General features: G+C 45.4%; 11 protein-coding genes and 1 pseudogene. 9 read left to right on the forward strand and 3 right to left on the reverse strand.

Translation table 11 applies throughout. The features are described 5' to 3' along the window. The coding region (locus D479_RS18075) for a glucose PTS transporter subunit EIIB (protein ID WP_193743898.1) at positions 1 to 383 on the reverse strand (383 nt) is incomplete at its 3' end. 389 nt (positions 384 to 772) lie between these two features. On the opposite strand from D479_RS18075, the gene D479_RS18080 reads away from it, so the two are divergent. The 4 genes and pseudogenes from D479_RS18080 (at position 773) to D479_RS18095 (ending at position 5,153) form a co-directional block, all read left to right on the forward strand. Then, positions 773 to 1,960 carry an MFS transporter gene (locus tag D479_RS18080; RefSeq protein ID WP_008639946.1) on the forward strand — a complete coding sequence of 396 codons (1,188 nt, stop codon included), beginning with the start codon at positions 773 to 775 and terminating at the stop codon, positions 1,958 to 1,960. A gap of 48 nt (positions 1,961 to 2,008) precedes the next feature. Next, positions 2,009 to 2,556, forward strand: a pseudogene (locus D479_RS18085) (isochorismatase family cysteine hydrolase). 202 nt (positions 2,557 to 2,758) lie between these two features. After that, on the forward strand, positions 2,759 to 4,120 hold the full coding sequence (locus D479_RS18090; RefSeq protein ID WP_008639948.1) for an MFS transporter: 1,362 nt from the start codon (positions 2,759 to 2,761) through the stop codon (positions 4,118 to 4,120). A 91-nt stretch (positions 4,121 to 4,211) separates the two neighbouring features. Beyond that, positions 4,212 to 5,153: a rhodanese-related sulfurtransferase gene (locus D479_RS18095; protein WP_008639949.1), complete on the forward strand. Its 942-nt coding sequence runs from the start codon at positions 4,212 to 4,214 to the stop codon at positions 5,151 to 5,153. Positions 5,154 to 5,196: 43 nt separating this feature from the next. On the opposite strand, the gene thiD is transcribed toward D479_RS18095, so the two are convergent. Beyond that, entirely contained in the window at positions 5,197 to 6,000 is an 804-nt protein-coding gene (gene thiD, locus D479_RS18100) for a bifunctional hydroxymethylpyrimidine kinase/phosphomethylpyrimidine kinase (RefSeq protein ID WP_008639950.1), read from the reverse strand. A 140-nt stretch (positions 6,001 to 6,140) separates the two neighbouring features. Between thiD and D479_RS18105 the strand changes: the two genes are divergently transcribed. The 4 genes from D479_RS18105 (at position 6,141) to D479_RS18120 (ending at position 9,543) form a co-directional block, all read left to right on the forward strand. Next, complete coding sequence (locus D479_RS18105; protein ID WP_008639952.1) at positions 6,141 to 6,494, forward strand: MGMT family protein; 354 nt, start codon at positions 6,141 to 6,143, stop codon at positions 6,492 to 6,494. Continuing rightward, positions 6,487 to 7,434 (forward strand): PD-(D/E)XK nuclease family protein, encoded by a 948-nt coding sequence (locus tag D479_RS18110; RefSeq protein ID WP_008639953.1) that lies wholly within the window; start codon positions 6,487 to 6,489, stop codon positions 7,432 to 7,434. Before D479_RS18105 ends, D479_RS18110 begins: the two co-directional genes overlap by 8 nt. Positions 7,435 to 7,500: 66 nt before the next feature. After that, positions 7,501 to 8,136 (forward strand): SDR family oxidoreductase, encoded by a 636-nt coding sequence (locus tag D479_RS18115; protein ID WP_008639956.1) that lies wholly within the window; start codon positions 7,501 to 7,503, stop codon positions 8,134 to 8,136. A 144-nt stretch (positions 8,137 to 8,280) separates the two neighbouring features. Then, a complete protein-coding gene (locus D479_RS18120; protein ID WP_008639959.1) occupies positions 8,281 to 9,543 on the forward strand; it encodes a tetratricopeptide repeat protein in 1,263 nt (420 codons plus the stop codon). Positions 9,544 to 9,572: 29 nt separating this feature from the next. Here D479_RS18120 and D479_RS18125 read toward each other — a convergent pair whose 3' ends face one another. After that, the gene (locus D479_RS18125; protein ID WP_008639961.1) at positions 9,573 to 10,448 is read right to left on the reverse strand and encodes a 5'-3' exonuclease H3TH domain-containing protein; all 876 of its coding nucleotides are present in this window, start codon (positions 10,446 to 10,448) and stop codon (positions 9,573 to 9,575) included. Between the two features lie 194 nt (positions 10,449 to 10,642). Between D479_RS18125 and D479_RS18130 the strand changes: the two genes are divergently transcribed. Further along, a partial coding sequence (locus D479_RS18130) for an aldehyde dehydrogenase family protein (protein WP_008639962.1) occupies positions 10,643 to 11,281 on the forward strand: 639 nt, incomplete at its 3' end.

Consider the following 11,281-nt stretch of genomic DNA (forward strand, 5'->3'; position numbering starts at 1 on the left):
CCTGTCGCTGTCAGAATGTTATTGATTCCGAGCAGTAAACCCGCTGTTACAATTGCCGGTAGGATTGGAATGAAGATATCCGCCAGCGTCTTGATGGCACGTTGCAGCGGATTCATCTTTTTACTGGACGCTTCCTTCACTTCCTCCTTCGATGCTTCTCCCACACCTGCTAAAGCAATGAATTCTTTGTAAACTTTCTCCACTGTTCCTTGACCAACGACAATTTGAAATTGACCGTTCGTCGAAAAGGACCCTTTGACTGCGTCAATATTGTTCAATTTTTCATGATCGACAATGCCCTCATCATGAAGGGCCAACCGAAGACGCGTGACACAGTGAGTAGCTGCAGAGAGATTTTCCTTTCCACCGATCGCCTCTAAAATCTGCTCTGCCTGTTTTTGTAATTCATACCGTTACCTCCCTAGTTTGGAATACCAATGCCAAAAACCGAGAAACCGCTTACGAAACAGAATGTCGGTAACCGAAGGCGATGTATTTATGACCGTATTCATACTAGTACCCTACTTCGGTTTCCAAAAATCGTAAATATTAAACGCTTCCAAAACAACTTGTATATACATGTTCTATTGCAAGTATAACTTGTATATACAGGTTATGCAACCGCTAACATCATTTTCATTTACAAACGATAAGCAGAAGACTTTAAGTAGAAATGGAACTGTGCTATATATGTTTAGGGTAACGAAATAAATAGGAAGAAGGGATATTTATCCTGACTAATGAAACGCAAGCGAAGAGAAACCTATGGATTATGTGGTTTGCTAACTTTTTCATTGCTGGTAGTATCACAATGGTATTACCTTTCCTTTCTTTATATATAGAAGAACTCGGAAATTTCACGGATGCTTATGTCCAGACGTGGTCCGGCTGGGTCTTCGGTGTCACGTTCGTCACCGCCTTCCTCTTCTCCCCTGTCTGGGGGAAAATCGGGGACAGATACGGCAGAAAGAAAATCCTAATTCTATCAGCTTCCGGGCTGGCCGTTTCGGTTTTTCTGATGGGCTTCGTCACAAGCGTCTGGCAGCTGTTCCTGCTGCGGATGTTTATGGGTATATTCACCGGGTTCATCCCGATGTCCCAGGCGCTGATTTCCACGCAGACACCGAAGGATATTGCCGGCCAAGTTCTCGGTACTCTGCAGACAGGAAGCATAACAGGCAGTCTGCTTGGCCCGATGCTAGGGGGATGGATCGCCGATTCAATCGGGTACGCGACAACATTTCAGTTCGTATCGATTACAGTAGGGATCTCTGCTTTCCTCGTCTTATTCGGTATAAAGGAGCAGCGGGTTGTCCAGGAAAGCGAGGATGAGAAGTCCAGCTACAACTCAAAAGAGGTCATTCTGCACATTGTCAGGCACCCGATCCTGCTGATGGTCATGATTATCTCTTTATTTGTTCAAGTAGCTCACTTCAGCATCCAGCCGATCCTTTCCTTATTTGTAGGTGATTTACATGGACCGGAGAACTTGGCTCTGTTCTCAGGAATCGCCTTCTCCGCTGCAGGTCTTGGTAACTTGTTGATGGCTAAGCGCTGGGGAAGAATTGCCGATCGGGTCGGGTATATCAAAATTATGATTGCTCTCCTATTCATGGCGGGTATTGTTTATTTTCCCGCCGCTTTCGTAACGAATATCTGGCAGCTTGTTGTACTTCGCTTCCTATTAGGAGTATCCATCGGCGGCATCATACCAGTGCGCACAGCGTACATCCGTCAGGAAGCCCCTGTCGCCATGCAGGGAGAAGTGTTAGGCTACAACACCAGCCTGCGCTTTTTAGGAAACATCATCGGCCCTGCAATGGGCGGTATGATCGCAGGAGCTTATGGATTCTCCATGGTATTCTTTGTGACGAGCGCTCTCCTGATCGCCTGTGGTACGGTAATGTCCGTTGTCGTTAAGAAGAAATCACATGCCATGAAGGAAGCGCCGACCTATTAACCCTCCTGTTCTGCTATGATAGAGTCAAACGATATATGGAGGGATTGTATGGATCGTGCATTACTTATCATCGATTATACAAACGACTTTGTAGCAGATAACGGCGCCCTTACATGTGGAAAGCCGGGCAGGAGATAGAGGGATATGTCACGGATTTGACCACGTCCTTTCTAAAGAAGAAAGAGTTCGTCATCTTCGGTGTCGATCTGCATGAAAAGGATGACATCTATCACCCGGAGACAAAGCTTTTCCCGCCGCATAATATCCGCGGAACGAAAGGCCGGGAACTTTACGGACGCTTAGCCGAGGTATACGAATCGGCCAAAGCTTCTCCATTTACCTATTGGATGGACAAAACGAGGTACAGCGCTTTTGCCGGAACGGACTTAGACATGCAGCTGAGGGCACGTGGAATACAAGAACTCCATCTGGTCGGAGTCTGCACCGATATCTGTGTACTTCATACAGCAATGGATGCTTACAACTACGGATATGACATTCACATTCATCAACAAGGAGTCGCAAGCTTTAACAACGTCGGACACAACTTTGCTCTGAAACATTTTGAACAGACGCTTGGAGCAGTTCTTCATTAAAAACAACGCCCATCCTTATAAAGGACGGGGCGTTGTTTTTGGCTGTTCAGGGTCCACACATCTTATAGCACAATAGGCTTTGAAGAGAAGACGAAAATAGCGCGAGCGTCTTATTTCTCTCCTGATCCACCCGTGTGGTATAGTATGTCGGGTATTACAGGGACTTTTCTTTCATTAATAAACGATGAGGGAGGTCATCAACATGGAAACTCTATCTCGTCCCTCCCAATCTCATTTCCGTACGGTTTTTGTCCTTAGTGCAGCCGTGCTGATTGTGGTTATGAATACAACGATGTTCAACATCGCCTTACCAAATATATTGCGTGAATTTACTTTGCTGCCATCCGAGGGAGCTTGGATCGTCTCAGGATATTCAATTGTTCTGTCTATCTTCACTATTACCTTCACGAGACTGTCCGATTACCTGCCGATTCGTAAGCTGCTGACTATCGGAATTACTATCTTCAGCTTCGCTTCCATTCTAGGTTTCTTCGCTGAAAGTTACTTATGGCTGATGATTGCACGTCTTTGTCAGGCAGTCGGAGCTGCGGCAGTTCCTGGTTTATCCATGGTCTTTGCCGGCCGCTATATTCCTGCATCCCGACGCGGAAGTGCCTATGCTTTAATTGCTTCCTCCACTTCGTTAGGCTTCGGCCTTGGGCCGGTTATAGGGGGGGTGGTCACGGATTACCTGGATTGGAACTATTTGTTCATCGTCACTATTCTAGCTGTGGGCGTCCTGCCTGCGCTCTTCCGACTCATGCCGAAGGAAACGACAGGCAAGGGGCGGTTTGACGGGATCGGTGCCTTCTTATCCGGGAGCAGTGCTACGTTCTTTCTCTTGTATATATCGAGCTTCAGCACAGGATATTTACTGGGAGGACTGCTCACAGCAGCACTCCTGTGGCTTCGTATCAACAAAACAGATACACCGTTTATCCAACCTGAGCTGTTGGCTGATGCACAGTACAGAAAAATATTGATATTGAGCTTTCTTGGGTTCACCTTACATTTCGCAGTTCTGTTTCTTATGCCTGTCATGTTGGAGCAAGTGTACGGTCAAAGCGCTGCGGCTATTGGTTTCTTTATTTTCCCCGGTGCGATTCTCTCTGCAGTTGCTGCCATATTCATCGGGAGGATGATTGATGCTTATGGGAATATCCGTGTGCTGATTTTATCCCAGTTACTGCTTTCCATAGCAGCATTGGCCTATTTCTTACTCGCCGGCCTCCACCCTTCTATGATCATGATCGCCTACATGTTCACAAGTTTCGGTTTCTCCAGCCTATCGTCCAGTTCTACGAACGAAGTATCGCAGATTCTTCCTAAAGAACAGATCGGTGCAGGAATCGGCTTAAAACAGCAGGTTCATTTCATTGGAAGTGCTACAGGATCAGTCCTTGCCGGAATTCTGCTCGAGATGCGTCATGCCCCTTATGGAAAAGAAGACTTCGACCTGCCCTTCGGCATGCTTGTCTTTCTAATGACCTTGTCTTTCTCCACCTTCCTTCTTTACGCAAAGAAAAAGAAAGCGATGGAAAAAGTTCAAACAAGTGACATTTGATTTTTTAAACGTAATTTAATATGATGGAGTATGGACATTTCTGTTATTAATGAGTTTTAGTTTATAGATTTACATTTAGGAGGAATCATATATGAGCTCAAAAGATTATCGAGTTCTGCTGTATTATAAGTATGTCGACCTTCCTGACTATGAAGAATATTGCAAAAACCACTTGAAATTCTGTAAGGATCTTGGGCTGAAAGGACGTATTATCGTATCCCACGAGGGAATAAACGGTACGGTTTCCGGAACAGTCGAACAAGTGGAAGAATATATGGACTATGTGCGCTCCGATGAGCGTTTTGCTGATATTCACTTCAAAATCGATGAGCACGACGGACATGCATTCAAGAAAATGCACTGCCGCGTCAAACCGGAGCTCGTCAACTGGAGCATCGATGATGACGATATCGATCCGAAGACTTTCGGCGGCAAACACTTGAAGCCGAAAGAATTCAACGAATATTTGAAGGACGAGAACACCATCGTCATCGATGGTCGAAACGAGTACGAATACCGAATTGGACACTTTCGTAACGCCATCCGCCCGGATGTAGAGACATCACGCGAATTTCCGGAATGGATTGCTGAGAATGCAGATCAATGGAAGGATAAGAAAGTCCTTACGTATTGCACCGGAGGAATCCGCTGTGAGAAATTGACAGGAATCCTTAAGAAGAATGGTGTAGAGGACGTCTATCAACTGGAAGGCGGAATCACGACTTACGGAAAAGATCCGGAAGTCAAAGGTGAATTGTTCGACGGTAAGATGTATGTCTTTGATGAGCGCATCTCTGTTCCGATCAACCAGGTTGAAGAAAAAGTCATTGCAACTTGCGAGCATTGCGGAAAAGCAGAAGACCGCATGATCAACTGCAGTAATCCGGTATGTAACCGTCAGTACGTCTGCTGTCAAGACTGTGAAGAGAAACACCATGCCGCATGTACAGCAGAATGCAAGGAGCATCCGGAAAATCGTTGGGATGTTGAACGTAAGAAGCAGATTGATAAGTACGATCGTATTAACGGATAATGAAAATCCCCGCCCTGTCATCAAACACAGGGCGGGGATTTTTTTAATCTTTTTTTAATCGATGGGCAGCGTGAAAGGTCGAACCGATGCCGCGGTCGAAGGATAATGCATAACGAATCGCTGTTGTCACAAACGATTTCGCACGGCGGACCGCATCCTCTACAGAACTGCCTTTCGCTAATTCAGCTGCAATCGCTGCGGAATAGGTACAGCCGGCTCCACTCGTATGGATGGTCTGCACTCGTTCCGACTCAAGCTCCGTGATGCTCGTACCATCATATAAGATATCGACAGCTGGATGTCCTTCCAAAGCACCGCCTTTAAGAAGGACGTAAGAAGCGCCTAATTGATAGAGGTCCCTCGCCATCATCTTCATATCGTCTGGGTTCTCAGGGACAGGGCTATTCACCAAACGGGCGCCCTCCTGAAGGTTCGGAGTGATAATGGCAGCCTGCGGAATCAACTTCTCCACAAGCGCTGCGATAGCTTCATCCTTTAGCAGCTGGGAACCCATCTTTCCGATCATGACAGGGTCGACGACGACGTTCGACACATTCGCTTCTTTTATAAGTCTTGCTGTCAGATCAATAATGTCTTCCGTGAATAACATCCCTGTCTTAAGAGCATCGACGCCAACATGTTCCAAAGAAGCATGGATCTGAGCCTCCACTGCTTCTAAAGGCTGTGTGAAAATCCCCTGCTTTGTTGTACTATTATTTGCGACTATGGCCGTTACAGCGCTCATGCCATAGACATCGAACTCCTCAAAGGTTTTTAAATCAGCTTGTATGCCCGCGCTCCCTTGAGCTGCTGAGCCGGCGATACTTAACACTTTCGGTATACTCATAGACGTGCCTACCCCTCTCTTCTTTTCCTATTTCCTAATTGTATCAAATTGTAAGAACGCTCTGCTAACGGAATGGATTCCCCCTCCCCCGCCTTTTTGTTAGGATAGAAGGTGAAAAAGCTAGAAAAGGAGATTCTTCATTGAAACCTTTTACCGAGAAAGTCCTGGCAATTATTCAAAAGATACCAGAAGGGTCGGTCTCGACTTACGGACAGGTGGCGCGCCTTGCAGGAAACCGGAGAGCAGCCAGACAAGTATCGCGCATTCTCCATGCGATGAGTGATAAATACAGCCTGCCTTGGCATCGAGTCGTAAATAGAAACGGAGAAATTGTGCTCTCAGGAGAAGAGCGCGCTCACCTTCAGCAGCTCAAACTTGAAGCAGAAGGAATGACGGTCATCCATGGCAAGGTTTCACTTAACACCTACCAGATCCAGGATGAAGTTGTTCTGAGCTCCTTATCAGATGAAGAAGGATGGTTAGACGATGTTTGAAGTGAAGCCTTACCCGGAATTATCCTGGTCCATATCCAGACATAAAACGATGCTTCAATGTTTAAGAAAGTACGCCTATGACTATTACGCTTCCCACAACGGCTGGTTAAGCCAGTCTGACAGTTTGGCGAAACAAGCTTATCGGTTAAAGAAAATAACGAACTTGGAAATGCATTTCGGAAGCGTTGTCCACGATCTGATCTACCAGACTATCCAACAAGTCCGTAAAGAAGGAACATTCCAATCCGAGGAAGCTTTTACAGAAGAAGTGCGTCATCACTTGAATAGAGGTTTTATCGAATCCATTAAGAAAGAGCATTTGTGGATGAATCGTCCGAAGCACTTTACCATGCTTCATGAAATCTATTACAGCCAGCAGCAAAAGCTCCCGGAACAAAAAGTGAAGAAAATTACCGGGCGTCTTCAAAATACAGTGAAGAATTTCTACGCAAGCCAGACATTCGCAGACGTGCTGAAGAAGGACCGTATGGAGTTCATTGATGCAGAAACGTTCCGGTTCATGAAGAGCGACGGCGTCAAAATATTCGTCGTCATGGACCTGGTCTATAAGGATACATCCGAAAACAAATGGATTATCGTCGATTGGAAAACAGGTAAATCTTCAGAAGAAGACCGGAATCAGCTCGCCCTGTATGCACTCTACCTGAAGCAGAAGTATGACATCGAATCCCTTGATGACATCATCATACGAAATGAATACCTTGTGGAGGGTACGTATGTGGAGCACCAACTGACCGAACAGGATTTAATCAATGTCCAAAACCTCTATCAAGTAAGCATGAAAGAGATGCAGCGTTATTTGGAGGATCCGGAAAAGAACGCTCCCCTTCCTCTGCAGCAGTTTCCAATGCAGGATAATCCGCGTATCTGCGCCCATTGTAATTACCAGGAATTATGCTTCCCCGACTCCCATGTTTAACCCTTTTCCGTTCCGGCTACATAAAGAGTAGTCTTGAATAACCATAAAAGGAGTCGTGATTTTCACATGAAAGTACTAGTTGCAGGAGCAAACGGTCATACAGGTCGTCTTCTCATCCAATATTTAAAAGAAGCCGGCCACGAGCCTTACGGACTGATTCGTAAAGAAGAGCAGAAAGCGATAGTGGAAGAGCTGGGCGGTATCCCTGTCCTTGGCGATGTGACGCGTTCTGATGTCGGGCATGCCGTTAAAGGAATGGATGCCGTCATGTTCGCAGCCGGTTCCGGTTCCAAAACAGGCGATGATCAGACGGAAGCAGTCGACCGGGATGGTGCCGTCAACCTGGCGAAAGCGACGGAAAAACTCGGCATTAAAAAATTCATTATGCTTTCAGGAATGGCGGCCGGTGAGCCGGAACGCGGTCCGAAAGAATTGGAATTCTATATGAAAATGAAGGGCGAAGCAGACGAATACCTGAAGACGACGGAACTCGATTACACCATTGTCCGTCCAGGCGGCTTAACTCATGAGTCCGGTACAAGTAAGATTAAGGTAGGAGATAAATTAGAGAGCGGCACGATATCCCGTGAAGATGTCGCGAAAACAATGATTGCAGCCCTGCAAGAGCCACAGGCCTATCACAAAACTTTTGAAATGATCGAGGGAGACACCCAGATTGAAGATGCATTAAAATCTCTATAAAAAAAGGACAACCCAGCCTTCTTCCGGCTGGGTTTTTCTCGTGCTCCCAAATCCAAAAACCAACCTACACACTCGGAAATGATTTGCATAGAGGTTTTTTTTGTTATAATGTGTATACTTGGCGGCCAAAAGGGAGTTGTGAACATGAAAGGTACGTTGATTAAACAACATCGCAAATTTAAGAATATGACATTGGAAGAATTAGCTTCTGGAATTTGCTCAGTATCCTACTTAAGTAAAATTGAACACAACACAATAAACGCCAGTGACGAGATCTATCGTTTATTAGGACAACGTTTGAACATCAAACTGACCGATATTAACCAAGACTTCGATGAACGTATATATCAGGATCTTCTTGAATGGCACGAAGCAGCACAGATGAGGGACTTTCCACTAATGAAGAAGATGAAGGAGAAGTGCAGAATCTCCCTTGAGGACAATAAGAACATTCTGCTGGTCAACCTTTTCAACGTCATTCTGGTAAGGCATGAAATGACGATGACTGGAAACCCGATTCCTGAACAAACGCTTAAAGAATTGAAAGATATCGTGCAGGATGCTTCCAGTGAATACAGATTTTTCTTCTACAAAACTGTCGGTATTCATTACCTCCTTCAAGGAGAATTACGTGAAGCACTTCGGCATTTCCGTGAATCAAAGCGGTTAATGTCTACCCTTCCTTGGAAAGAAGGAGAAGTTTATTACCATCTTGCGCTAACCTACTCTAAAACAAGGTCCTATGTAGAATCCACTTACTATGCTTTTCTAGCCTTGGAAGAATACAAGTCCAGTCTCCATTATTCACGAATGGTGGATAATTACATCATCATCGCCATCAACTACAATTCCCTGGGAGTATTGGAAATTGCAGAAGAATTTCTACACAAAGTTTTAAAAGTGGCAAAATATCATCTTCCCCCCGTGGAACGAAGGCGCATCTATCACAACCTCGGTACCAACTACATCTACCAAGAGAAATATGACCTGGCCTTTGAATATTTAAACAAAGCTTATGAAATCCCTACAGAAGAAAGGGACTTCATATCAGGTACCATCTATCTCCTTGCGCTTACCAGCTACCAATCCGGAGATATGGACTTGTGTAAGCAATACATCAGAGATGGGGAAATAGAATCCGAGAAAGATGGACTTCTTAAATTCCAACATAAGTTTTATATATTGAAGAACCGCATCCACGGAAAGACCCGTGACGATGCTTTCATCGATAAATTAGAAAACGAAATCATCCCTGATTTTCGCAGGCTGAACGAATACAAGGACTACAAGGAAGCAGTGGAAATGCTGGCGAACCTGTATTATCAAAAACGAATGTACAAAAAAGCGGCAACGTACTATAAAGAAGCCAACAACTACAAACTTACGCAAAAAGCTGACCTTGTATAAAAAAAAACGGAAGCAATAGCTTCCGTTTTTTATACACCGACGATGTTCTTCTCCCAGTTTTTAAACTCCAGCTCCTCAAACTTCGCTTTCATCTTACCATCATCAATGTAGAACAAAGCATCATCTAGCGAACAATCCACGTCCGCTTCACAATGGATGGCTGCGAGCTTCCGCGACAGATGAAGCATATCGAGATTCTGTTCAATTTTCGTCTTTTGTCCTTTTGTAAGAGCCTCGATATTCTCAAGGATTCCCTCGATGGTTTCATATTGGAGCAGCAGCTTCAAAGCCGTCTTCTCCCCTATTCCCTTAACGCCTGGATAATTATCGCTCGTATCTCCCATCAACGCTTTCAAATCGATCATCTGTGCGGGGGTAATCCCCTTCTCCTCTAAGAAGGAGTCTTCATGATATTCCGCATAATTGCCGTACCCCTTCTGAAGCAGCACGACACTTACATTCGGTCGAAGCAATTGAAGAAGATCCTGGTCCCCTGTGAGCAGGAAAACTTGGGAATGCTCGCTGTACACACGGCTGAGCGTCCCCATGCAATCATCCGCTTCATAACCGACCTGTCCAATGTTCGGAATATCCAGCGAAGCCACTACTTCCTTCGCAAGGTCGAATTGTGGAATCAACTCTTCCGGTGGTCCTCCGCGGTTCGCTTTATATTCTGGATACAAATCGTTACGGAACGTTTTACTGCCCATGTCCCAACAGCACACGACGTGTGTCGGCTGATACGTGTCGATCGCACGGAACAAATGCTTCATCATCCCATATACAGCATTCGTAGGGGTACCTTTGCTGTTGATCATATAGTAATTACTCATCGCTGTCGCATAGAAAGCCCGGAATAAGAGTGCCATTCCGTCGACGAGTAAAATTCTGTTTGTAGTCGTCATCTTACCCTCTCCTTTATAAACCTATTCTCATTATAACAGGGATAAGCAGTCGTTCGTATCAAAATATTCTCCCCCATCTGCTTAAAATTGACAATTTTCTGATAAAATGATACGTTCAAGGAAAGCACCTGAGTAATTACATAACTTAATTTGTAAGCGTTTGCATTAAATTAGAATCGGGAGGATGAATGAAAATGGTCTATGCATTTCCGAACACAGAAGGCTCTCCGGTACAATTCAAAGAACGCTATGATAACTTTATCGGAGGAGAATGGACGGCACCCGTTAAAGGGCAATACTTCGAAAACGTCACACCGGTGACCGGCAAATCCTTCTGCCAAGTAGCTAGGTCGACAGAAGAGGACATAGAACTTGCACTGGATGCCGCTCATAAGGCGAAAGATGCCTGGGGGCGGACATCTGTGACCGAACGGTCGCTCATCCTGAACAGGATTGCCGATCGTATGGAAGAGAACCTTGAAAAGCTCGCCGTCGCAGAAACATGGGAAAATGGGAAGGCGGTTCGGGAAACGCTGAATGCTGATATTCCTCTTGCTGTAGATCACTTCCGCTACTTCGCTTCTGTTATCCGCTCTCAAGAAGGAACCATCGGCGAAATTGATGAAGATACGATCGCTTACCATTTCCAAGAGCCGCTTGGAGTCGTCGGGCAGATCATTCCTTGGAACTTCCCGATTCTAATGGCGGTTTGGAAAATTGCACCTGCACTTGCTGCCGGGAATGCTATCGTTCTGAAGCCGGCGGAGCAGACGCCTTCTTCTATCCTTTACCTGCTGGAAATGATTGAAGACCTGCTGCCGGCTGGTGTATTG

Origin of the sequence: Halobacillus sp. BAB-2008, assembly GCF_000328325.1 — a bacterium.
In the GTDB taxonomy this organism is placed as follows: Bacteria; Bacillota; Bacilli; order Bacillales; family Halobacillaceae; genus Halobacillus.